Origin of the sequence: Pseudoalteromonas sp. MMG005, assembly GCF_018101015.1 — a bacterium.
Taxonomy (GTDB): domain Bacteria; phylum Pseudomonadota; class Gammaproteobacteria; order Enterobacterales; family Alteromonadaceae; genus Pseudoalteromonas; species Pseudoalteromonas aurantia.
Map to the genome: position 1 here is coordinate 71084 of NZ_JAGJEK010000012.1, position 23730 is coordinate 94813.

Below are 23730 nucleotides of genomic sequence, written 5' to 3' on the forward strand. Positions count from 1 at the left end.
AACAGACATAAAGGTAGCTTTATGTCTGTAGTTTTTGTTTTTAGATTATAATTTACTTAGGTCAACTTTTAATGTCTTAAGGTGCGTTGCGATCTCTGTTGATGTTTCTTTACTGGTTTTTCCACCTAAATGTTTAGCGAAAAATTGCTCCATTGCCATAACATAGGCCAGTTTATTGTCACGCTTAAGAAAGCCATGGCCTTCGTCTTTTGCCAAAATATATTCAACAGGTAGGTCTTTTTTATACATTACGCGAGCAATATTGTCTGATTCAAGCTGGGTAACTCTTGGGTCGTTTGCACCTTGTACAATAAGTAATGGCGTTTTAATGTTATCAACAAAGTTAATAGGCGAGCGGCTATTCATCTGTGCTCGGTCAGCGGTTACTTCAGGGTCGCCAACGGCACTGTAGAACTGGCCTAAATAAGGGCGATAATGCGACGGGAAAGACTCAAGTAAGGTAATCAAACTTGAAGGCCCTACGTATGATACGGCTGCTTTGTACATATCAGGCGTAAACGTGATACCTGCTAATGTGGCGTATCCGCCATAAGAGGCGCCCATAATGCCAACCCGACTTTTGTCTGTGATACCTTGTTTAACCAAGTAATTAACGCCATCAGTTAAGTCATGCTGCATATTACCAAGCCCCCAGTTTTTATTTCCTGCGTTTAGAAATTTTTTACCAAAACCTGTTGAAGCCCTAAAATTTGGCTGTAATACCGCATAACCTCGGTTGGCTAACAACTGCGCTATCGGGTTGAAATACCCTGAACTTAATGTCCAGTAATCTCGAGCCCAAGGTCCACCATGTGGCAATATAATCGTGGGTAGGTTTTTAAGTTTGTTTTTAGGCAAAGTTAAATAGGCTTGAATGTTCACACCGTCGCGTGATTTATAATTGATTGATTGGCGTTTTGATAAACGTTCAGGGGCAATTGTTGGCTTTTGGTTTAGGAGCGCATGCAGTTTTTGCGTATTCACATCGTAGCTGTAATCACGGTCGGTTTTAATATCACTGCCGACGGTAATTTGCCATTGCCCCGTTTTTTTATTCATTGACTTAACACTAATTTCAACCGTGTCGTTAAAATAGCTGTTGATTTTAGTCCAATGTTGAGCAAACGCTTGACTTAATGGGTAAGTACGTAAGTGTCCACCGTAATATGACACGGCTATGGGCTGGTTATCATCATTAAACTGAACCTTATATACGTCTGATTGATTTTCAGGATCTTGATGAAGCGTGGTAAATGACTGTGTTTTAAAATCAAATGATAAGAGCTCTTGCTTATCCCTTTCTTGAATGTCACCCGTTAAATAGGCTTTATGGTTAGCTTCATCATATTTTAATAAAGTCATGTTTTCGCCAAAAGCGGTGTCAAATACCGCTTGCCATTCATGTTTATTTTTTACATAAAGTGTACTGGTATTGTCGCTGTTGGCGCTGACGGCAATCATTGGAATACCTTGACTGTTAAATGACAGTGAACGAAATCCTTTTTTGTTTTCAAGTACTTTTTTTAGCTTACCGGTTATGACATCTAAATGAAAAATATCTAGCTGACCATTTTGATCTTGATTTGACATCACGATTAGTTGATTAGGCATGTCTTTAACTTGGCCTAACAAAGCGTATGTTGCATCTTTGTTTTTAGTGAGCAGTTTAAGATGCACTTCTTCTTGAGATTTGTTTTTGCCAAATGTTAAATGATGAATTTGATCCTTTTCATTACCATTTTCATTTTGAGTAAAGAATAGGCTGTCATCATTTTTTGACCACTGAAAACTATTAATGGGATCCTTAGACTGAGTCACTGCGTAAGCGTGTGTTAATGGTTGCCCTTTACGCACAAGAAAAATATTCTGCGCGCCATCTAACTCTTGAAAAAATGCTATCCATTGGCCTGATGGCGACAATTTTATATTACTTACTAAACTTTTATTAAAAAAATCCGCCATCGGGATCAACGTTGTATTTACCTGATTTTTAGTAATGTTACCTTCTATGTTACTGGCATAAACCAGTGGAGTAACGGCTGAAGATAAAGCGCCGATGATTAAGCTTGGTAATAAGTATTTGGTGATCATAATTAGGTTCTCGCTGTTTTAACTCATGTTGAAAGAGTGATAAGTAACTTGTAAGTATAGTTACACGAAAAATAATTATTGTAAAACGATAATTTTATGTTGTTTTGTAATGTTTTATTATTGTGTGGTACTATTGCTTTAAGTATTTTGAGGAATAAAGAGCAATAAATGAATGTAAGTATGCAAAAGCTTATGAGAATGAGCGGGTTATTAAGAGTATTAATATTACTGGCAGCAACCACTGTGATTTTTTATCTTGCTTATGGTTACTTTATAGACGATAACGTTTATTTCAATTCTAGTGCATTGTTCTTTGCGCTTTGGGATAACCCGTCAGCGAGTCAACCCTTTCTGCTGGCATCGAAACTGCCATTACTACTTAGCTTTCTTCTTGGTGTTTATTGGTTGCAAAAATTACTGAGCCATTATCAACAAGGGCAATTTTTTGGACCCGATTCAATGCATTGCTACTTATGGTTAGTGTGGTTAAAACTGACGAGTTTTATACTGGGCATTATTGATACGCTACTGATAGGTAATTACGCGCGACATTTTCAAGACAGTGTCAGTATTGAGCTTACGGTTGATTTCAATGAGATTACCACTATTTTGTTGATGCTAGTGATTGTGTATTTACTTAAAGCAGCCAAAGAAATCGAAGCTGAAAATAAAGAGTTTATTTAGCTTATGGAAATTATTGTAAATTTAGATGTGATGATAGCGATTCGAAAAGTTAGCTCTAAAGAGTTAGCGAGAGCCATCGGGATCACCGAAGCTAACTTATCATTACTTAAACGCGGCAAGGTCAAAGGGGTTCGCTTTGAAACATTAGCGGCTATTTGTCACTATTTAGAATGCCAGCCTGGCGATATATTAGCGTTTAGCGCAACTGAGACTAAAGGTGTTAGCAAGAGCTAAAGGTGAGTCCACTGACTGTGGTTCACCGTTAGCTGCTATCTCTGCTTGCTTTTGCCTGTTAGCTCCATCACGGTGCATACCATCTAATAAGCCACATTCGAGGTATGTGGCTTATAGTCTCTCATTCATATCACTCGTTAAAATATGACTTTAACGGGTGATGTTGTTTTGGGGGCAGTAGGGTCTGTTGAAACGGGTAACTCATCCCAGCACTGTACATCATTAAATGACTGAAGGGCACATGCGCCATTTAATGTAATTGCAACATCAACGTCATTAGATGCGCCAGCGACAGATATGTGCTACAACAAGCCTAGTAAAGAAGTTAACTGTATAGGTCGTGGGTAGTTTAGTGTATGCACTATTTGTTGGTCAGGAAACAAACTGTGCTAATATGAAATACAATAAGGCTATTATCCTTAGCTTTTCATTTGTGAGGTATTGTTAATACCATATCCTGGCATAGTAAGAGTACGCTGAATATATTCAAAAAAACTGCACTTACTTCAAAAACTGAATTCTCATTAAAAAAACGCATTCCCCTAGCATAATTAAAGCTGCTAGGGGAGAGAGTTTACGCACCTCTGGTTGTGATTGCTGGAGACACTTTGGCCGCTTGACTAACAGGGTAAGCGACTGCGATTTGTCCAAGCAACACAATCGCAATAGCGCCGAACAGTAAAAAGTTTAGCGGGACGGGTGTGATTGCAAGTAGTTCCACAAATTGGTTGTTTAATATGATGGCGGTGAGTATACCAATTACCACACCTATGGTTGAGATGATGGCATTTTCTAGCATAAAATAACGCACTACTTGAGATTTACTGGCACCAAGCGCACGTCGTGTGCCAATTTGTTTTACTCGTCTGTTAATTGTAAACCTAGCCTGACCTAAGATCCCAAATAGGGTAATGATGGTGAGGCCAATACAGACCGATGTGAGTAATTGGTTGGTTGCTAAGTCTTCTTGATAACTGCGTTTTTTCACTTCACTTAAAGGCTCAATTGTTTCTATGCGTTTATAAGCATGCGTGAGTAAAGCTGCTGGTATCGCTTTTATGATGTAGTCCATTTGATCAGGTTCAACGCGAACTATATAACGTTGGCTATGGTTTGACTCACGTACCGACGAAATTACGGTGTATTCAACTGCACTCCAAGAACTCCATGCATTTTGCAATCGCTCAATGATACCAATCACCTCGTGAGGTTGTTTATAGAAGTATATATTTTTACCGAGTATGTCTCGCCAATCATCGGGAGATATTTTTTCAGCCAAGGCTCTGGTTATCAGTATTTTTGCGGATTTATATATACCATCTCGCTCAGCCGTTTGAATATCAGAAGGGGAGAAGTTTTCACCAGCGACTAAGGTAAGCCCTAACGCATCAATCACGTCCTCGTTTGAGCCAAAGTATCCGCCAAAGGCAACATATTCTTCATCGGGTACGAGTTTAAACTCAATATAAGACCCCCAGCCTTCAAGCGGAAGCGCTGTCATTGGCGCAGCGTTGATGACGCCAGGAATATTCTTTAATGCAAGTAAATCGTCTTCTAGTTGATTGACTAAATTCCCGTGCTCGTCAGATAAATTAGTAATAACGGTAAGTGTATTTTTAATGTCGACGCCGACAGGGCTTGCGATTAAGTCGTTTCGTTCTGAAATCATATAAATGGCATTGACAAGTACCATGAATGTAACAGCAATTTGAAATGCCAATAAAGCAGGGGTCGTTTTTTTCTTTTTAAATGTTTTTACTATGGGTAAAAAATCACGCATGTTCTTTATCCTATAAGCTTTTAAGTTGGCTGGAGGGCTGCATGTAACTTGCTTTGATGATTGGATAAAGGCCAAACACTAAACTCGATATAACCGCTAATAGTACTGTGCCAAGAGTTAGTTGAGAGTTCATTTGCATTAGCCCTGAGTGCAGGTAATGGTATGTGTTGGCTGCGGCAATAAGCCCAAGCTTTGCAAGCAACAATCCCAGTAACCCACCCACGAAACCGATCACTGATAACTCAATTGCAAATTGTTTGACAATATCCTGTTGGCTTGCTCCGACAGCACGACGTAATCCGATTTCACCTGATTTGGCATCAAACTTGGCTATCATGAGGCTCATACAGTTAAGCAAACAGACCAACAGAAATAGGGCTGCTAACCACACGGCCAGTTTACTATCATCGCTTATAATTTCTTCAACTATCAAGTATTGCTTCAATGGTAAAAGTTTATTGAAAATACGACGTGGGAATCTCCCCAAAGATTGCTGCTCTTTAGCATGATTATCTATAAATGTTTGATATTCATCATGGCTTTTCTTATTCGAGAGTTCAACCCAGAAAACGACCCACATACATTCTGATACCAGTAAAGATGCAAAGGACTGATCATCCGGTTCTTTCCAGCAGTAATTGTTCATTAACTTTAAAGTCAGCAGTTCATTTTGAATTTGGGTATTGAAGGGAATGAATATACCATTTGGTTTCTTAAACGCTTCATTCTGAAGGGCGTAAAACTTGGGTAAGGGGTTCCAATCGTCTAATACACCAATGACACGATACGTGTCTTTACCGAAATAAAATGTTTTGCCAACCGAGTTTTCACCATTAAAAAGCCAAGTGTTAGTTTCTTTGGATAGCACGGCAACTTGGGCAGCATCTTTGCCATCTTGTTCGCTCCACCCTGCGCCAAACAAAAAGGGAACTTCAAACATATTGAAGAAGTCGCTGGTAGTTGAGCGAACTTCCAAGCTTCTAGGCTCTATATCTTTGTTATTTATATGGCGGATCTCTTCTTGAATGGCACTCAGTGCAACGTGGTTTTTTGGTATGTCAGATTTTAATAATGCTTGGACGTCTTGATATGAGATAGTGATAGGCAATGTATCGCCATCAGCAAACTCGTAATCCAAACTGTCTAGTTGAACCTGATATAGGTTTGCACTTTTATTTGGGATAGGATCCTGAGACATCATGTAGCTGACAGTATAGGTGGTCATGGTTGCACCAATGCCAATCGCGATCATTATCACCATTAAAAGGCTTAGTAATGGCGTTTTACGTAAGCTGAGCAGGGCGAGCTTGAAGTAATAAGAATACATGTTATGCCCTTACGCGATGGCTTTTTTATTGTGTGTGTATTCAGATAGGTGACCGTCTTTAATTTGTACTATGCGGTTAGCCTGGGCTGCCTGTTCATTATCATGGGTCACCATGATGATACTTGTGCCAGCTGCATTGATGTCTTTCAGTAAGGACATAATACCTTCAGCCATTTTAGAGTCTAAATTACCCGTTGGTTCATCTGCGAGAATAACGGAAGGAGTACCTGCTATAGCGCGAGCAATCGCAACACGCTGTTGTTGACCTCCAGAGAGTTGTGTAGGGTAATGACTCTTTCGTCCCGCTAATCCGACTTGCTCAAGTGCTTGCATAATACGTTTGTGCCGCTCATCACGGTTAAACTTTCTATAGCGTAAAGGCATGTCAACGTTATCGTAGAGGTTTAGCTCTGGTATGAGATTAAAGCTTTGAAATACAAAACCAATTTTTTCATTTCGATAGGCGGATTTTTTTTTATCGGTAAACTGCGCAACATTTTGCCCATCCAGCTCATATAGACCGTCGGAGTGTTCTTCTAATAACCCTGCAATATTCAAAAAGGTTGTTTTCCCTGAACCTGAAGGACCAATAATACTGACAAATTCGCCTTGTTCTATGGTGAGATCAAATGGGTGAAGTGCTTGCGTTTTTATTGCATCCGTTACAAACGCTTTTGATAAACTCTTCATTTTTAACATTACTATTCCTTTTTATTGTAAAATACGTACGCTTGGTGCGTCTTTGAAAATATCTGAATCAGATATCACCACGGTATCACCTGTTTTTAAGCCAGATATTACTTCTACTTTGCCTAGACTACGTGAGCCTATTTTTATGGCGGTTTTAACTGCTGAATTATCGGTTACAACATAAGCAAATTGCCCGTTATAGGTTTTTAAGAACTGACCTCTAGGGAGGTATTGAATATTATGTTTGCGTTCTAGAATAATCCGCGTTGTTAAGCGTTGGTTCTGTCTCAGCCCAGTTAAATTCGAGTCTTTAAAACGTACTTTACCTTGAACACGCCCCTGAGTGATTTCGGGAGATATGGCGACTAATTCACCTTGATACATGCTTTGGTTGAGGGTAATTTCGGCCTCCATGCCTAAGGCGAGGTCATCCGCATAACTCTCAGGGATTTGCACTTCGAGTTCGTATTCAGATAAGTCAACAATACTCAAAAGAGATTGGTTTTTAGCCACGGAGTTTTTTTGTTGTGCATTTAAATTTCCTACTAGACCCGTCACAGGTGATGTGACCTTTAAACCATCAACCTGACGTTTCAATTCAGTCACTTTGACTTGTTGAGATTGCAACTCTAATTCACGGGTTTTAATTTCAAATTTCTGACTTTCTTTTACCAATTCAACTTCTTTTACTGCGTGTTCATATTCACGCTTGGCATTTTGTAAATCATCACTGGCTTTTTGATAATCAATGTCACTGATCACTTTATTTTTCATGGCTTCGTTAGCGCGTCGCATTTCTCTTTTGGCTGCATTGAGTGCGACTAGTGCCTGACCAATTTGGTTCTCTTGTTCTAAATTTGACTTCTTTACCTGAATCTTTTCACGTTCAAGTTGATTTTTTAGTCTAATCAAATTTGCTTGTTGTTGATTATATTCACTCTTTAATTCGGGGCTATCGATGATGGCAACCGTTTGTTGTGACATGACGCTGTCGCCTGCTTCAACTAAGTACGTTACGGTACCTTGTGCGGGGCTGTATAATGTAGGTCGACGCGCCGCAGTGACCTTGCCTTGTACTGAAAGGTCTCTAACAAATAGGCCTTGTTCAACAGTCGCAATATTAAGCTTCTCTTTGTGTACGGCACTTGTGCCTTTTGTCCAATTGATGATTGGCGGAAGTATAAATAGATAAAATAGGATTGCCGCGATAACGACGCCAAAAACTGGCACAATCAACTTCTTTAGTGAACGGGATTTTTTTATTGTTGTATCTTGCGCACTGGTGTCTGCGATATAACTCATATCGTTTCCTTGCTTCCTTTCATTATTTTGGCAATACAGCTAAAAGTTAAGTATTTGCTTTTTATTATTTTAAAAATATAACAGGGACAAAATACACTTTATTATCTTAAAAGTCACGAATGTTAAATTGGTGTTTGTGGTTTTTATCTATTGTAAAATAAAACGAAGCGAATAAAAGGAAAGTGTTTACAATAAAAATAATACTTTTGAATGGATGAGGCCAGTTGACTGTATAAATTGTAAAAACAAGGATATTGCAAGACTCCAGAGTCAAGGCATGCCTAGGTTAACCTTAACACTGTCTATGGAAAGAGGTTGGCGACGCCATTACGTGTTCGTTCAGTTTAGGTTGACATCAAATGTGAGCAGCTTTGCCAGGTGAGACTAAAATCTATAGCTAATTGTCTGATATTGTTTGTTTTATGTTTAAGTCACGTCAATTTGTTGTTTTAATAAAAAATGTACTAAATCGGTATACAAGTGGGTTATTGATATCGAAATCTCTAGCAATTCAACCTTGATTGCTAATGCAAATAATTATCATGTGTGATAAGTTGCATTGCAATGATAGACAAAAGAGATTTCATTAATGATAGAGAAAAACAGTTGGCCGACTGATTCCGACGCAGATGTACTGCGTTTGTTAGAGGAAAGAAACTTTGACTTCAGCGCTGTACATGACGTTGAGTCTTGGCCATTAAATCAAGGTCAGCGAGCTGCAATTTTAGAACTGTTGCCTAACGCGAGTTTTGTAGACCCTGATGAAGATTCGATTGAAGAAGGAGATGAATCAGGGTATGTCTCGGTGACGGTAAAAAGTAAAGTGACGTATGAGTTTATAATTCAAGAGCAGAAGAGGTTTGATGACCTTTTTTCCCACTTGGGTGGTTTTTGTAACTCATGGGGTGTACTGAGCCCGTGTGGCCAAATTTAGTACGTTTATTGAAGGCCGTAACAATACCAGTCATACATGGTGTTTGGTTTTATTTAATCACAATAACTTTATGACGTGATGTGCTTTCTTTGTGTTGATGATAGCCATCATAGTTACACCCATTTCTTCTATTTTTGATGAATGGAGGTGGGTACGTTTTGTCGAGGGAAAATGGTTTAAGCTAAATAAGCCTTAGAAAATTGTTAAAGTTTCAGGCTTTTTAGCATTGCTACAATTTCTAAATCGGAAATAGGGATGATTTTTGATTGAAGATATAACGAAGTCATTCTTATTCGGTATTCTGTAAATGCTTCTCCATGGATTGGCCTTACACCTTTGACTAATTTACGGCCGTTAAGATATTTTAACATGTTTGGGAAATATTTATCAAAATCTACGATCTCACAACCTGTTGTTTTTGAGCACAGTAAAAATAGCGTCTTATGACTCCGAAGGTAAATCTCCTCGGAGCCCAATGTGCCGTCTAATTTAGGATGAAAAGCAAAACTATAGTTTATTACAAGTGTTCCCATCCCTTTTTTAGCAAGTTCTTGGTCTTTTAACTTTTTCTTTTCTAACTTTTCAGTACTAACTTTGCCTGTTTCATGTTTACTGACCATTCCAAACATCACTTCAGCCCTGCAAGCATCCATTTCTGCTAAGCTACCGTTAGTACATAACTCTTTGACTTTGGCTCTTCGGGCGGCGAAAGTAAAGCCTCTGATTGGAGGAAACATTTTATTCAGAATGTCTTCTGGAACAACAGGTATATGGTTATCTGCTGCTACAGTATTAAAGCCATCTGAGAACCCGCTTTTATATCCTTCAATCTCACCTAAAGTACGATACTCTTGAAGCGTTTTAGGATTGTTGTAACTTACGTTTCCATTATGGGATACTATATTAGTGTTAGAACTTCCACCATTTTGGTTTATTTGTGTTCTCGGCTCAGGTTTTCCTTTTATAAATTCTATTATTAAAGGTGAAACAGCGAGTATAACGGCAGATATTACGCCAATAGCTGCATTTTTTACTGTCGCTCGTTTGTCTCTGAAAATATAGCTGAAAACTTTTTTCATAAATAATCCTTTGAGAAGAATAAACCAAATATCAGGTGTTTATATAGTTTCTTCATGTTGCAGAGTTATTAAGCTAACCAAAAAAATCGGCGGGGATCAACAGCTAATTATCTAATATGATATTGATTAGTGATCTTGAAACAGTATAATTTCATCAAGGACTGGACTTCCTAGACTTGCACTCGATTGAACAAAGGAATTACAGCGAGTTGGTTGTCTTAAGCACCTATATGCCTTACGTTTGTAAATCTCGCGTAGTTATCATTTTACTAATTTTGTACCATTGCGCGAGGTTGATTAATGACCAAGCGTAACTGTTCGATAAGCCATTGGTGGATTTTACTTTGGCTACTGCGAGGGTGCCATGCAACAATGACTTCAAAGGGCGGTGGCAGAGCCTCTACTTCCAATATTGATACCTTGTTGTTTGGCAGTAATCTTGATGGAAAAAAAGCGATTAAATCCGTCGCATATAATAAATCAGGCACGGATGAAAAGTTGGGTACAGACATGATGATGTTTCTTTTTAGTCCAAGATTAGCAAACCATTGATCGTGCGAACCTTTTAGATTTGCCCTCGATGGTGAGACTACTAATTGGGGTTGTTTCGCGATATCGGCTATGCTCAGGGTGTTTTGGTTCAACGACGACTGCCGGCTTGCCACACATAAATGTTGTTCTGCGAATAACAATTCATAAGGTAAATTATCAGGGATAAAGTCAGGAAAGCTGATCAGTAAATCCAACTGTCCCGAACTCATTAATTCAACCACATTGTCACTTGCAAAGTCTTGCACAATGAGTTTTAAACTTGGCGCTTGTGCCCTAACAATACTTAACACTTCAGGTAATAAAGCTTGAGTAGCGTAGTCGGTTGCACTGATAGAAAATACGCCTTGATAGGTTGCAGGCTCAAAATGCTCTGGCTTAACAATGTCCTCGAGCTGAACCAGCACCTCTGCTATAGGGGCTTCTAATGCGAGTGCCCTGGGGGTGGGTACCATTTTATTACCTTGGCGAACAAATAGACGGTCGTCCAGAATGTCCCTTAACTTCTTTAACTGTTCACTGATCGCTTGCTGGGTTAACCCAATCTTCTGTGCCACTTTACTCAAATTTTGTAGCGCGAGTAGCTCACTTAAAATGCGTAATTGCTTTATTTCTAATTTATGCAAACCACTCATATTTGTTACCTATACAAACAAACCTTGTTTCTGTTTGTATCTTAGCGCAGCTAAGCTAGCGGCTCAAATCAAATTGGCTGTGTTACAGCGTGTTTTATCGAGCTTTGGCAGCATTAAAAAATTGGTCTAAGTAAGATGTTACGCAGGCTGAGTAGATAAGTAGGAATAGGCATGTTAAAAGAAAATATTGGCACTCAAGCTCTTTTTGAACGCACCACTTTGGGCCCGTACGAGTTGAAAAATCACATTGTAATGCCGCCATTAACGCGTTCAAGAAGCTCTCAGCCGGGTAATATTCCAAATAAATTGATGGCTGAGTACTACGCGCAGCGAGCGGGAGCGGGTTTTATGGTAACTGAAGGCACACAAGTAGAACCAAGAGGGCAAGGTTACGCTTGGACGCCAGGTATTCATTCACCAGAGCAAGTGGAAGGCTGGAAACTAGTAACCGATGCAGTACACAAAAATGGGGGGATTATTTTTGCACAACTGTGGCATGTAGGTCGCGTATCTCATACAAGTTTACAACCTAACAATGGTAAGCCTGTTGCACCATCGGCCATGGCTGCCGATGCCGTTAAGGTTTTTGTTGAAACAGCGCCAGGTGAGGGGGATTTGGCCAACCCCAGCGAGCCTCGCGCGTTGCAAACCTCCGAAGTAAAAGATTTAGTGAACATGTACGCAGCTGCGGCACAAAATGCACTGAATGCGGGCTTTGATGGCGTTGAGTTACATTGTGCCAATGGTTATCTGATTAATCAGTTTATTTCTGAACATACAAATCAACGTACGGATGAATATGGTGGCTCGCTTGAAAATCGTTTGAGATTTTTAAAAGAAGTCGTTGCGGCTGTCAGTCAGGTGGTTGGCGCGAGCCGAGTAGGGGTTCGCTTTGCGCCGTTATTTGAAAGTACCACTGAGCAGCGGGTGTATTTAGGGTTGGTTGAACCAGATCCGTTAAAGACCTACACCGCTGCAATTAGATTATTAGAAGAGGCCGGATTGGCATATTTATCGATTGCCGAAGCTGATTGGGAAAATGCCCCTGATTTACCAGTGGCGTTCTATCAGACCGCTCGTCAGCTATTTTCAGGCAAGATCATTTACGCAGGTAAATATACGGTTGAAAAAGCACTAAGAATATTACATGAAGGCTATGGCGACCTTTTTGCATTTGGACGACCATTTATCGCTAACCCAGACTTACCTGAACGGATAAAAAATAATTGGCCAATGAATCAAGTGGATCCTACTACTATGTATGGTGGTACAGAGGCGGGTTACAGTGATTACCCGACTTATCATCAGGATAAAAGTGCATAGAGGCCAATATGAGAGGCTAAAGCCGGCTTGTAGGGTTACAGCGTACGGGCATGCGACAATAAAATCACAGGAAGGCTTATAGATGTAATGCCTTCCTGTGGTGAATGCTAGTTGTTTTTAAGCAGAACTTGCCCACCAAGCGCGTTTGTGTGAATGGTATTGTGAACGGCAATCTTGCCATTCACAATAACCGTATGAACACCCTTTGAAATAGCATCCCAATGTTGGTAATCGGCCTCACCTTGAAATGTATTTGGGTCGAATATGGTTATATCTGCGGCAAAACCAAGTTTGATTTTACCTCTATTATCCAGCCCAAGTATGTTCGCCGTCAGCGTTGTGCTGCGGTTTAGATACTCTGTTAAGGTGAGCCATTTTTTCTCTTTAACATATTGGTGATACTTCTGTGCAAATGATGCGAACTTCCTCGGATGCCCATTCGTACCATCTGAGGAAGTGACGACCCATGGTTGGGTCATAAATGCAGTTAAGTCTGACTCAGCCATATTGAATGACGCAACACGTACATCACCTTGCTGCACTAACTGTATGGCTGCATCGATAGGTGACATGGCAAGCATATTGGCAACCTCAGCGAGGGTTTTACCAACATACTGGGTGCTTTTACATTCAGTGATTAAGAGCGCCTTTGGCCCGCCACGCATGCGCAAACTCTCCGCTATTTCGTGGTGTAACCGAGCCTGCAACTTTGCTGAATTTAACCTTTGATAAAACGCCTGTTTCGAATCAGCCATAGCCCATTTAGGCATAATTGCATTATGTAATTTTGTACCAGATGCTAACCAAGGGTATTGATCTGCGGTGATTCTAAGGCCGTTATGACGCGCTAGCTCTATCAGTTTGATCACTGCAACACTTTGACCCCAGGCATCTACGCCTAACGCTTTTATATGCGCAATATGCAGTGGTAATTGGGCTGATTTAGCAATGGTTATTGCTTCTTTAGCGGCTTGTACAATACCTATCGAGAATGTACCTTCATCTCTTAAATGTGTTTCGTAAATCCCGCCGTATTTAGCGGCAATTTTAGCGAGCGCAATAACTTCTTGTGTATCAGCATAGGTTTGAGGTACGTAGTATAAACCGCTTGAAAATCCAAGTGCCCCTGCTTGCATGGCATGTTCTACCAGTGATTGCATTTCACTTATTTCAGCTTGGGTTGCTGCACGCTTTGCTTTGCCCATTACCGCTTTTCTGACGCTACCATGGCCGACGAAAAAAGCGGTGTTTGTGCCAATACCTTGCGTTGTCAACTGTTGCACTAACGGTGTTATTTTGTATGTCCCACCACCATCATTACCGTTCACAACGGTTGTGACCCCTTGGGTTAAATAATTTAAATTTGCATTTTTATCGCTACTTTTGAGTTCTGATAACGAATGAGTGTGGGGGTCTATAAATCCTGGTGACACGATTAACCCTTGCGCATTGATAATGGTTTTAGCTTTCACATTATGAGTGCCGCTTGGGTGTATTTCGCATATTGTATTACCACATACTCCAATATCGAGTTGTTTGAGTTTTTGTTCTTGGCCTGTAAATACTAGGCCTGATTGGATCAAAATATCCACGCTTTTTTGTGGCTCAAATGGCGCGGTTGTGCAACCACAGAGCAATACGGCATACAGTGGCAGTAATCTTACTATGCTCATATTAAAGCGCCTCTGGGTTTAGCAATGTGCTCATAAGCGTATTAGCCGCAGTACGTGCAATAACATTGATTCTATCTCGGTCGGTGTTGTCACCCATTTCATAGGTAACAGCGTGTACTCGATACGTATCAGCAATATATTGCTTAAACACGCCTCTATCGGGATTGTTACCAGGTTTTTGTATAACATTAAAATCGGGGAGTGCGTGAGCCAACTTGTCTAACCATTGTTGTGTCAGTAGTGGGTTAGTTACCTGATAGTTATGTGGCATAGTATAGAAAATGTCTTTTCGGGTGGAATGAAAGTCAATTGCGTAAGCGATTTTGTGACCCTGTTTAACTAATTGAGTTAAATAATGGTGTACTGCCTGTGTTTCTGGCTGTTTAAATGTTTTCCAGTCACGGTTTAGATCAACGCCATTGGCATTATGTCGCCAATTACCTAACGCAACACCATCGGGGTTTAAGTTTGGGATAACTAAAATATTATATTGGGAGCGAAAATGTTGTGCGTGTTCAGTATTAGCCAGTAAAGTGTCAGTAAATGGAAACAATGCCAAGGCACCTGTAATTTCAGGCGGGTGTTGTCGACCAAGTATCACAACCCATTGTTTAGAATTATTAGACTGAACAATCGCTTTAATTGGACGCTTGGCAACGGAGTTTCCAATAGTCATTACTTTAGCAGCAGAATTTTGCGAGACTTTTTCTAACCATGTGTCGTAATTGGCATTGGTAATGATTTCTTGTCCGGCAATGTAAGTCGGTTTGTCGGTTATGTTTAGGTCGAATTTCATTACCTTGTTATCGTGTATAACGGGAAGAGGCTGCCATTGTGTCGGTGCGTTGTGTACATCTACCTTCATTTTGGGCAGATATCGGTTAGTGCCTCCTTCTACATGCATTTCAATATGAATTGTGTGAGCAGAAACAGATGAAACATTGAACGCGTACCATGGACTGTTATTTATGGGCTCGTTCTCAGGTATAAGGGTTAGTTTATAAGTGTTCTTAGAAAGTTGCTCGCATCTATCTAATCGTCCCATTGGAAAATTGTGGTCAAACTTAACCTGAGAAAACTGACAAGTTTGAGCGTGGGCTGTTGCCCCAATACTATTTGTAATGTTTTTACAACCATGTAAGCTCAAAGCTGATAAGACACATGCGCTAAAGAAAAAATAATTGTTCATAAAAGGCCTACTTTTTAAGGCGGCACTTACGAGGACCGCCATTATTATTGAATCAACTAGAAAGATGCACTGATACTGGCATATAAATACCGACCTCGGTTGGAGTGTAGGCTGCCAAAATAACCATGTGCTAACTCATCAGCAATTGGCGGTTGCGCGTCAAATAGGTTTCTTATGCCAAGTTGTATCTTGGTACCGCTTAACTGTGACCTTTCTGAAAATTTGTAACTGGCATGTGAGTTCCAAGTTTTGAAGCTTTTAACAGGCAGTGTTTGCACCTCGCCGCCAACTTCTGCTGTGGTACTGGTATCGGTGATGGGTCCCGTGTAATTGTAACTGATCCCTGCATTCCATTGGTCTTTTTGCCAATTCAACTCAATTTTAGCGCGTAATTTGGGACGGCCATTTTGTAATAATAAATCACCGGCACCAGAGACATTACGATCAGCCGGAACGGCACTATTACCCGCGTGCTGAGCCGCGATTATTTGTGTCGATATAGGATCTGCGACTTGTTCAAATTTAAGTAGTTTGGCGGCATTTCCTAATAACTCCCATTGGCCCCATTGAGTGTCAATTGTATACACGAAAGACAAATCAACACCTTCAATTTCTCGAGTGTTTAAATTCATATAAGTGTTGTTGATATGAATGACTTCTCGCGTTATTGGATCACGAACAACAGCGTCATTTTGACTGCCCTGACTACGCAACAGGCCATCATAAAGTAAGTGGGAAGCGCCCGGTAAAATACCGACGAGACTTTTTTGTTTAATGCGCCATGTATCTGCAGTAAAGGTGAGGGAGTCTGTGGGGGCAAGCACAAACCCATAAGAGATATTACTTGACTCTTCCGGCTCTAAGTCATTAGAACCGCTACGAATATCACTAATACCATAACTGTCATCTAGAATTGGGTCATAGAGTGAGTTACTACGAGGCACGGCTTCAGCGGTGACTTGGGGGAGCCCTGGAGCCCTAAACCCACCAGCGTAAGATGCACGTAAACTGATCCAGTCGATAGGCTCCCAAAAAACGGCCACTTTAGGCTTTAGTGCATCACCAACATCTGAAAAATGCTCGTATCGTGCCGCAATTTGTAGCTCTAATATTTGTTCTGCAGAGTCAATGAGTGGCAACAATACTTCTCCATATGCTGAGAACACATTTCTACTTCCGCTTGAATCAGGTGTTGGGCTGCTGCCTAATACATCACTGCCAGACAATTGTTTACCTGTGATTTGGTCGATAAATGGGTGGCTCCCATCTAATAAACTATCACGGTCATCATCAAATGTTTCTCTTCTGAACTCAATTCCCATAGCAATACCAGCATCACCATCAGGCAAAGCAAAGAGTTGTCCATTACTCACTTTGAAATCAAAGGATGTTAAACTGGTTTTGGAATCGCGTGAAATGTCACTCATAAATGATGATACTACAGCACTATTATTCAACGTGGTGTCTGCTGTGTTTGGATTGCTTGGATCTGCTCCGGAAAACAAGTTATATGCGAGGTTTGTGTCTTGGCTATTAATTGCTTGTTGAAACTTACTTGCTTGCACTCGATTGGCAAGGTCGTTAGTTTGTGCTTCACTGTAAAATAGGGCTGTTTCCCAGTCCCAATTTGTATATTGCCCTTGTAAACCAATCAAAATGCGATAACTTGTGTCATCTACTTTTATATTTCTAGGGCCTGCATCTAACGGACGGTACCGATTCAGTTTTACTTCTTCATTAAATGGGTTAAATGCAGCATCCTTACTTATTACAAAGCGCTGAGCTGTGAGGTTATGGGTTTGCTCTCTCACTCGTTTTGCTTGTGCTTGATAGTAAATGGCTTCTGAAAACAAAGACAAATTGTCAGAGAACTCATGAGTGAAATGGCCATATAAGTTAAGTCGTTGCACATCTGAAACCAATGATCTATGAGCAGCGCGGTCGAATCGGAGTGTTCGGGGGATGCCACCTGAATTCGCACAGACTGCGTCTGATACCTTCTTCTCGCACGCATTGTTATTAGCAGGACTCAGATGAAATAAGCCTAACGAATCAGAGCGAAAATCCCCCCATGGGGTTGAGGTTGTGCGATTATCTAGTTGTGTATCACCAATAAATTCTTCTGGTAATGTTGAAAAATTACGTAAGTCGTGGCTTTGTGAATATGCCCGTTCATTTGCCATCATACCGTCTCGGTTATATAAGGTGACAGATCCTGTAAAGTGAGAGGCGTTGGCATTAAAGTTAACGCCGGTTAAAAAGTTGATGGTTGATTCATTGAGGTTAGTCCCTTCTGATATGCCATGTTTGGCAGTAAATCTATTGCCTTCAAAGTCGCTTTTAAGTTGATAGTTAACAACGCCTGCCACTGCATCTGAGCCGTATATGGCCGCAGCGCCGTCGCGTAGAATTTGTAGTGATCTTAAGCCTGCTACAGGCAAAGTGTTTGAGTTAACAGTGCTAACGGGTACAAAGTTTTCTGATTGAGTACCTGGATGTGTAACAAGTCTTCTTCCATTTAATAAGGTCAGAGTGTTACCCGTACCAAGGCCTCGAAGGTTGATTGAAGACACATCCCCTCGGGCATCATTGACACCACCGTTACCCGTTGATGCACCAAAGTTCACTTGTCCCATTTGTGGAATAGAGCGAATTAAGTCATCTCCAGTCATTGCTCCACTGTTTTGGATGTCAATATCTGTCAGTGTTGTAACGGGCAGTGCACCGACATCTGCGGTGCGTTTGATGTTGGAGCCAATTATCGAAATTTTTTCAATGTCAGCCTGGTTATTATTGTTTGCGAAGGAGGTGTTTGGCACGATAGCCGCGAGAAGACAGACACTTATATAGCTTAAGCGAGGTGTTGAGTTTTGCTCTGTTTTATTTCTTATCATGATAGCCCCTGTACACTTTATGTCATTGTTGTTGTTTCTTGACTACTAACATTGGCGAATTATTAGAAGACTTACAATTGACACTTCGTTTACATGTCATAACCTTTGGTTATGACCTCGGATAATAATATAAAAACCAGCATGACTGTGTGCATGTTAAGTTTATTTTAGGGAATACTCGTAGCATTGATAATAACAACAATAAGGCAAAGTTTATGAATAAAATAGCGTATAAAAGTGTGCTTTCAGGGGGGGTCTTTTTGATGGCCATTGTAGTGGGGTTATACGTTAATGCGTTTATACCAAAACAGTGGGTTGAACAAATTTATCATTATGATGTGTTTGAAAATAAACAAGGGCAACCGAGTTATATTTTTAAAGGGCAAGCGCAGATAATTGATCAGATAACACCTTATGCAGACTCAGTTTTGACGCAAGAACATTTAAATAATTTAACTGAGAAGCCAGCCATCGCCAGTCAGTGGGTTGAGTTAGATAATGGTGATATTGCACAGTTAAAGCCGGTGTTTCATTTTGGTTTTTGGTCGTTGATGCCTGCTGTGATTACCATATCCTTATGCTTACTAACGAGAGAACCTCTAAGCGCATTATTTTCAGGGATAGTTACGGGGGCGTTTAGCTTGGGTCTATTTGATATCACAGATGGTGTGATCATACCTTACCTTGCAAATCAAAGTAGTGTTGGTTTGTTGATATTATATTTGTGGTTATTGGGAGGGTTATTGGGGGTATGGTCAAAGACCGGTGCGGCGCAAGCTTTTGCTAACTTAATGACTCGGCATTGTGTAAAAGGCCCGCGTTCTGCAAAAGTGATTACGTGGTTATTGGGAGTACTGTTTTTTCAAGGTGGCACAATGAGCACCGTATTGGTCGGCACGACGGTAAAGCCATTTGCCGATAAAGCAAACGTCAGTCACGAAGAAATGAGCTATATCGTAGACTCAACGGCATCACCTATTGCAGCGGTATTAGCCTTCAATGCGTGGCCAGCGTACGTACAAGCATTAATTTTTGTGCCGGGGGTGGCTTTTTTAGCAACTGAATCTCAGCGTATCGCATTTTTCTTTGCGAGTATCCCTTTTAGTTTTTACGGTCTACTTGCCGTTTTTGGCACATTGTTATTGAGTTTTAATATTACTCGGTTTTCCGGTAAAAGAATTAGAATGGCTCAACAGCGTGCACTAAAAACAGGCAAGTTAGATGCTGACGGCGCAACACCATTAAGTGCTAGAGAGCTTCACTCTACAGATGTGCCACCAGGTTATAGGCCTCACGCAATGGAGTTTTTGTTTCCGCTCATAACGTTAATTGGCATTGCCGTAGGCACTTTCGTTGTTTCAGGATCTCCTGAAGTAAATTGGGCGTTTTCTGCTGCGTTGTTAATAAGTATTGGGGTTGCACTTGGTAAAGGTATGATGTTGGTAGATGTAGTTGATGGGTTGGGTAACGGGTTAAAAGGGGTGGTATTAGCTTCTGTTATTTTGATGCTCGCGGTGGTGCTAGGGACACTGAGCAAAGAGCTAGGTGGAGGATTGTATTTGGTGAATTTATTAGGAGAGAGTATAGAGTATTGGATGCTACCGCTGTTGTTGTTGCTGTTAAGTATGGTCATAGCCTTTTCAACCGGGACTAGCTGGGGGACTTATGCCATTGCTTTTCCTTTGGCAATGCCTCTAGCGTGGTCTGTTGGGCATGTGCACGGCCTACAAAATATTGAGTTGTATATGATGATCTGTTTTGCAACTGTGCTCAATGGCAGTATTTTCGGCGATCAATGTTCGCCTATTTCAGACACGACTATTTTGAGTGCGATGACAACCGGCTGTGATTTGATGGATCACGTAAAATCACAGATTGTGCCCGCAACATTTGCAATGAGCGCAGCGGCTGTGTTGTGGACTGCCAGTGTTATATTGTTTACTTAGGAGCCATTAATGCGTTTACGCCATATCGAAGTATTTTATGCTGTGTATACCACAGGCTCAATTACGAACGCCGCTAAGATATTACATGTGTCTCAACCATCGGTCAGTAAGGTGTTAGGTCACGCTGAAATGCAACTCGGTTTTCAGTTATTCAAACGATTGAAAGGGCGGCTGTTACCAACGAAAGAAGCTGATATGCTTTTTTCTGAGGTTGATAAAATTTATCACCAGCTGCGTTCTGTCAAAAATACCTCTGAGAATATAAAGAAACATGAATATGGAAATATTAATTTAGGGATCACACCGGCATTGGGTTTCCAATATGTACCAAAAGCGGTTGCAGCATTCCAAATTGAGAGTCCGCATGTCAATTTTCAGCTGCAAACTGTTCATAACGAAGCTATTTTACAAACGTTGTTAGAGCGAAAATGTGATGTTGCTTGCTTATTTTCACCGAATATTAGACCAGGGTTATCCTCAATTACATTAGCTAAGTCAGAATTGGTGATCGTATATCCTAAGTCAATGTTTGCGGGTGAACCTACGCAGTTATCTTTAGACCAATTGCGAGATAAACCGTTTATTGATATTGGCGATAGTGGTCCGCTTGGAGATTTACTATGGGCACGCTTGATGGAAGAGAATGTCTCGTTGACCTCGACTATACGGGTGCAAACCTACTTTTTTGCAGTACGCTTGGTTGCGCAAGGTGTCGGCTTGTGCGTAGTTGATAAGTTTACTGCGCTTGGCAACATGGATGAGACAATGGGAATGGCGTCTTTTGATAGGTCACTGAGCTTTGATGTAGAAGCGGTGTATTTAGAAAATCATGCTCTTTCTAATGTAGCTAGGCAGTTTATAGATTTATTAAGTGAAACACTTTCAGAGGGTTAGATATAGGTATGCGTTAAGGTTATGACTTATAGAAACCTTCTAACTTCAAAATAATGGAAGATTAGATATGCTCAATGACTGATTGATTTTAAACCATTGGGAAGAGAATAATGATAATTCAAGCACCATATCTGGTCTTTTTGGGTGATGCCACAGACAAGCTATCAATTAAGATGGCACAAGGCGTCGCGGATTGGCGAACACAACATTGTGTTGGAGAAATGTCTGTGTCTGGATGCAGTGTCACCACTGGGTTGAAACAGATGGATATAACTACAGCTGCGAGCCTTGGAGCCAAAACGTTCGTGCTTGGCTTTGCAAATAGTGGCGGTTATTTAGAACCAAAATGGCTCCCTTATATCCGAACTGCGTTGCGTGCAGGGATGGATGTGGTGAGTGGTTTGCACGATAGATTGATCGATATTGACGATATTAGGCTGCTAGCAACACAGTTGAACAAACAGTTGATAGATATTCGTCACCCCCAAGCTAAATTTCAAACCGGCACAGGCGTTAAACGCTCTGGTAAGCGTTTGTTAACGGTAGGTACCGATTGTTCAGTTGGTAAAATGTATACGTCTTTAGCGATTGAAAAGCACTTACAAGCTTCGGGTGTCTCTGCGACTATAAAAGCGACAGGACAGTGTGGAATATTAATCGCAGGCGAGGGAGTTGCTATAGACTGTGTGGCATCTGATTTCATTTCAGGAGCGGTTGAGCAGCTTTCTCCTAGCACGAAAGCGGCCCATTGGGATATCATTGAAGGGCAAGGTTCGTTATCTCATCCTGCGTTTGCGGGTGTAAGTCTAGGCTTGTTGCACGGAGCACAACCAGATGCACTTATTGTTTGCCATGCGTTAGGCCGAAGCCACATGAGGGGGCTACCTGAACAGAGTTTACCAACCATTCAACAAACCATCGCGAATAATGAGCAGGCGGCACGGTTGACGAATCCGAATGCGACAGTCATTGGAGTGTCAGTGAATACCTCAAGTGTCAGTAAAGAAGAAGGCGTGGCGTATTGCGAACGTTTGACTGAGGCGTTAGGGATGCCATGTGTAGATCCGCTTAGAATGAGCGTTGGCGCTTTAGTGGCAGGTTTACCATTGTGATCACATCTGAGCTATATCACTATAAAAATGATGTATATACTTTAACTGTTTATGCACAAAAAGTACCACTAAAAACTGCTTTTAGGATCTCAAGAGGGGCGAAAATAGCGGCTGATGTGCTAGTGATCACACTGTCATCTGAACAACACACTGGCTGGGCAGAAGCCGTGCCATATAAGCGCTATGGTGAATCTTACCAACAGGCAGTTGAACAAATACATGATGTGGTGGTCCGCAGCAGCTGTTTATCAGACTTAAGAAATGCGATTAACCGAATAGATTCAGGCGCTGCAAAAAATGCGCTTGATTGTGCATTGTGGGATCTTCAAGCAAAGTTGAGCAACAGTACAGTGCTGAATTTATTGCCACCTTTGCAGCCTCAACTGACCCAAATTACGTCGGTGATAACCGCACAAACCCTAAGCATCAATAGCCCAGATGAGATGGCGAAAGCGGCCTTGAATTTAATGGATGCGCCATTGATTAAAGTGAAGCTTGATGGTGATGCTGTGCTACAGCGAATGCGCGCAATTCATGCCGCTTCTCCACATAGCCAGTTTATTATTGACGCGAATGAAGCTTGGTCATTTGAACAATTAAAAAGCTATGTAAAAGAGCTGGTTAAACTTAATGTGGTATTAATTGAGCAACCGTTAGCAGAATCTCAAGACTGGGCCTTATCGGAGTTCGATTCACCAATTGCGTTATGTGCAGATGAGTCTTGCCATACAGCTGAAGGGTTGGAGTGTTTGGTTGATAGGTACCGTGTTATTAACATTAAGCTTGATAAAGCTGGTGGCCTTAGTGAAGCGTTAAACATGGTGAAAAAAGCACGTTCGTTGGGCTTAGATATTATGGTTGGATGTATGGTAGGCAGCTCTCTTGCCATGGCGCCAGCCATGATTGTGGCGCAGTATGCAACATATGTTGATTTAGACGGCCCAGTATTGGTTGCACAGGACCGATCATACAAGTTCGATATTATAGCGGGGTATCTGACGGCCCTAGATTGGTCGCTTTGGGGCGGTCCTCATGAGAACCCCGAGATAGGTTTATTCGATGTAAGGCGCTAACGGTGCGTTAAAATTTCTATTGTTAAGCAAGTATAAAGCCCTTATTGGGCTTTTTTTATATGAAGAATCTACGTGTGTGCTTTGGTGAACTGGATATTTCGATTATGTATTTTCGTTTTTTAATAACGCCAGCTTTTATTGTCATTAACAAATTCTGATGTTTATCCTAATTAACCTCAGGTTTGGATAAGGGTTTTGGAATACAAAATGTTTTGAAAACAAACTTACTTACAATCCAATGATGATATTTTTTCAAAATCAAGGCGCTTTTATGCAGTAATAGCGGGCTATTACAAATGAAAGCAACGCCGAGAGTGAGAA

18 protein-coding genes are annotated in these 23730 nt (G+C 41.0%); 8 read left to right on the plus strand and 10 right to left on the minus strand.

What is annotated here, in order from left to right; genetic code table 11:
- Nucleotides 1–45: 45 nt before the first annotated feature.
- Nucleotides 46–2091: a S9 family peptidase gene (locus J8M01_RS10865; protein WP_211057986.1), complete on the minus strand. Its 2046-nt coding sequence runs from the start codon at nucleotides 2089–2091 to the stop codon at nucleotides 46–48.
- 180 nt (nucleotides 2092–2271) lie between these two features.
- On the opposite strand from J8M01_RS10865, the gene J8M01_RS10870 reads away from it, so the two are divergent.
- Entirely contained in the window at nucleotides 2272–2775 is a 504-nt protein-coding gene (locus J8M01_RS10870) for a DUF2975 domain-containing protein (RefSeq protein WP_247671103.1), read from the plus strand.
- 3 nt (nucleotides 2776–2778) lie between these two features.
- Complete coding sequence (locus tag J8M01_RS10875; protein WP_211057988.1) at nucleotides 2779–3009, plus strand: helix-turn-helix transcriptional regulator; 231 nt, start codon at nucleotides 2779–2781, stop codon at nucleotides 3007–3009.
- 574 nt (nucleotides 3010–3583) lie between these two features.
- On the opposite strand, the gene J8M01_RS10880 is transcribed toward J8M01_RS10875, so the two are convergent.
- The 4 genes from J8M01_RS10880 to J8M01_RS10895 are packed head-to-tail and all read right to left on the minus strand — an operon-like array spanning nucleotide 3584 to nucleotide 8108.
- Nucleotides 3584–4789 (minus strand): FtsX-like permease family protein, encoded by a 1206-nt coding sequence (locus tag J8M01_RS10880; protein WP_211057989.1) that lies wholly within the window; start codon nucleotides 4787–4789, stop codon nucleotides 3584–3586.
- Between the two features lie 10 nt (nucleotides 4790–4799).
- Nucleotides 4800–6116, minus strand: a complete 1317-nt coding sequence (locus J8M01_RS10885) for an ABC transporter permease (RefSeq protein ID WP_210996590.1) — start codon at nucleotides 6114–6116, stop codon at nucleotides 4800–4802.
- Nucleotides 6117–6125: 9 nt separating this feature from the next.
- A complete protein-coding gene (locus tag J8M01_RS10890) occupies nucleotides 6126–6815 on the minus strand; it encodes an ABC transporter ATP-binding protein (RefSeq protein ID WP_211057990.1) in 690 nt (229 codons plus the stop codon).
- Between the two features lie 12 nt (nucleotides 6816–6827).
- On the minus strand, nucleotides 6828–8108 hold the full coding sequence (locus tag J8M01_RS10895) for an HlyD family efflux transporter periplasmic adaptor subunit (protein ID WP_211057991.1): 1281 nt from the start codon (nucleotides 8106–8108) through the stop codon (nucleotides 6828–6830).
- A 589-nt stretch (nucleotides 8109–8697) separates the two neighbouring features.
- Between J8M01_RS10895 and J8M01_RS10900 the strand changes: the two genes are divergently transcribed.
- Nucleotides 8698–9042, plus strand: coding sequence for a ribonuclease E inhibitor RraB (locus tag J8M01_RS10900; protein ID WP_211057992.1), 345 nt, complete (start codon nucleotides 8698–8700; stop codon nucleotides 9040–9042).
- A gap of 203 nt (nucleotides 9043–9245) precedes the next feature.
- Here the strand turns inward: J8M01_RS10900 and J8M01_RS10905 are convergent, their stop codons facing one another.
- Nucleotides 9246–10121, minus strand: a complete 876-nt coding sequence (locus J8M01_RS10905) for a hypothetical protein (protein WP_211057993.1) — start codon at nucleotides 10119–10121, stop codon at nucleotides 9246–9248.
- A gap of 269 nt (nucleotides 10122–10390) precedes the next feature.
- Complete coding sequence (locus J8M01_RS10910; RefSeq protein WP_211057994.1) at nucleotides 10391–11305, minus strand: LysR family transcriptional regulator; 915 nt, start codon at nucleotides 11303–11305, stop codon at nucleotides 10391–10393.
- Nucleotides 11306–11476: 171 nt separating this feature from the next.
- Here J8M01_RS10910 and J8M01_RS10915 point away from each other — a divergent pair, with 171 nt between their 5' ends.
- Complete coding sequence (locus tag J8M01_RS10915) at nucleotides 11477–12628, plus strand: alkene reductase (protein WP_211057995.1); 1152 nt, start codon at nucleotides 11477–11479, stop codon at nucleotides 12626–12628.
- Between the two features lie 107 nt (nucleotides 12629–12735).
- Here the strand turns inward: J8M01_RS10915 and J8M01_RS10920 are convergent, their stop codons facing one another.
- Genes J8M01_RS10920 through J8M01_RS10930 form a run of 3 tightly spaced genes read right to left on the minus strand, consistent with a single transcriptional unit; the run spans nucleotide 12736 to nucleotide 18384 of the window.
- Nucleotides 12736–14301 (minus strand): amidohydrolase family protein, encoded by a 1566-nt coding sequence (locus J8M01_RS10920; protein WP_211057996.1) that lies wholly within the window; start codon nucleotides 14299–14301, stop codon nucleotides 12736–12738.
- 1 nt (nucleotide 14302) lies between these two features.
- Complete coding sequence (locus J8M01_RS10925; protein WP_211057997.1) at nucleotides 14303–15490, minus strand: M14 family metallopeptidase; 1188 nt, start codon at nucleotides 15488–15490, stop codon at nucleotides 14303–14305.
- Nucleotides 15491–15546: 56 nt separating this feature from the next.
- The gene (locus J8M01_RS10930) at nucleotides 15547–18384 is read right to left on the minus strand and encodes a TonB-dependent receptor (protein ID WP_211057998.1); all 2838 of its coding nucleotides are present in this window, start codon (nucleotides 18382–18384) and stop codon (nucleotides 15547–15549) included.
- Nucleotides 18385–18599: 215 nt separating this feature from the next.
- Between J8M01_RS10930 and J8M01_RS10935 the strand changes: the two genes are divergently transcribed.
- The 4 genes from J8M01_RS10935 to J8M01_RS24355 all read left to right on the plus strand — a co-directional run bounded on the left by J8M01_RS10935 (nucleotide 18600) and on the right by J8M01_RS24355 (nucleotide 23409).
- Nucleotides 18600–20330 (plus strand): Na+/H+ antiporter NhaC family protein, encoded by a 1731-nt coding sequence (locus J8M01_RS10935; protein WP_211057999.1) that lies wholly within the window; start codon nucleotides 18600–18602, stop codon nucleotides 20328–20330.
- Between the two features lie 9 nt (nucleotides 20331–20339).
- Nucleotides 20340–21224 (plus strand): LysR family transcriptional regulator, encoded by an 885-nt coding sequence (locus J8M01_RS10940; protein WP_211058000.1) that lies wholly within the window; start codon nucleotides 20340–20342, stop codon nucleotides 21222–21224.
- 110 nt (nucleotides 21225–21334) lie between these two features.
- Nucleotides 21335–22336, plus strand: a complete 1002-nt coding sequence (dgcN, locus tag J8M01_RS10945; protein ID WP_211058001.1) for an N-acetyltransferase DgcN — start codon at nucleotides 21335–21337, stop codon at nucleotides 22334–22336.
- Nucleotides 22333–23409 carry a dipeptide epimerase gene (locus J8M01_RS24355; RefSeq protein WP_348772743.1) on the plus strand — a complete coding sequence of 359 codons (1077 nt, stop codon included), beginning with the start codon at nucleotides 22333–22335 and terminating at the stop codon, nucleotides 23407–23409. The genes dgcN and J8M01_RS24355 overlap by 4 nt, the downstream gene beginning before the upstream one ends.
- Nucleotides 23410–23730 lie beyond the last annotated feature (321 nt).

What these genes read in the sequence shown, in the direction of transcription:
- J8M01_RS10885 (WP_210996590.1), bottom strand. Translation starts at nt 6,116, where the DNA reads ATGTATTCTTATTACTTCAAGCTCGCCCTGCTCAGCTTACGTAAAACG.
- J8M01_RS10910 (WP_211057994.1), bottom strand. Translation starts at nt 11,305, where the DNA reads ATGAGTGGTTTGCATAAATTAGAAATAAAGCAATTACGCATTTTAAGT.
- J8M01_RS10890 (WP_211057990.1), bottom strand. Translation starts at nt 6,815, where the DNA reads ATGTTAAAAATGAAGAGTTTATCAAAAGCGTTTGTAACGGATGCAATA.
- J8M01_RS10880 (WP_211057989.1), bottom strand. Translation starts at nt 4,789, where the DNA reads ATGCGTGATTTTTTACCCATAGTAAAAACATTTAAAAAGAAAAAAACG.
- J8M01_RS10875 (WP_211057988.1), top strand. Translation starts at nt 2,779, where the DNA reads ATGGAAATTATTGTAAATTTAGATGTGATGATAGCGATTCGAAAAGTT.
- J8M01_RS10905 (WP_211057993.1), bottom strand. Translation starts at nt 10,121, where the DNA reads ATGAAAAAAGTTTTCAGCTATATTTTCAGAGACAAACGAGCGACAGTA.
- J8M01_RS10865 (WP_211057986.1), bottom strand. Translation starts at nt 2,091, where the DNA reads ATGATCACCAAATACTTATTACCAAGCTTAATCATCGGCGCTTTATCT.
- J8M01_RS10930 (WP_211057998.1), bottom strand. Translation starts at nt 18,384, where the DNA reads ATGATAAGAAATAAAACAGAGCAAAACTCAACACCTCGCTTAAGCTAT.
- dgcN (WP_211058001.1), top strand. Translation starts at nt 21,335, where the DNA reads ATGATAATTCAAGCACCATATCTGGTCTTTTTGGGTGATGCCACAGAC.
- J8M01_RS10900 (WP_211057992.1), top strand. Translation starts at nt 8,698, where the DNA reads ATGATAGAGAAAAACAGTTGGCCGACTGATTCCGACGCAGATGTACTG.
- J8M01_RS10915 (WP_211057995.1), top strand. Translation starts at nt 11,477, where the DNA reads ATGTTAAAAGAAAATATTGGCACTCAAGCTCTTTTTGAACGCACCACT.
- J8M01_RS10940 (WP_211058000.1), top strand. Translation starts at nt 20,340, where the DNA reads ATGCGTTTACGCCATATCGAAGTATTTTATGCTGTGTATACCACAGGC.
- J8M01_RS10895 (WP_211057991.1), bottom strand. Translation starts at nt 8,108, where the DNA reads ATGAGTTATATCGCAGACACCAGTGCGCAAGATACAACAATAAAAAAA.
- J8M01_RS10920 (WP_211057996.1), bottom strand. Translation starts at nt 14,301, where the DNA reads ATGAGCATAGTAAGATTACTGCCACTGTATGCCGTATTGCTCTGTGGT.
- J8M01_RS10870 (WP_247671103.1), top strand. Translation starts at nt 2,272, where the DNA reads ATGCAAAAGCTTATGAGAATGAGCGGGTTATTAAGAGTATTAATATTA.
- J8M01_RS10925 (WP_211057997.1), bottom strand. Translation starts at nt 15,490, where the DNA reads ATGAACAATTATTTTTTCTTTAGCGCATGTGTCTTATCAGCTTTGAGC.
- J8M01_RS10935 (WP_211057999.1), top strand. Translation starts at nt 18,600, where the DNA reads ATGAATAAAATAGCGTATAAAAGTGTGCTTTCAGGGGGGGTCTTTTTG.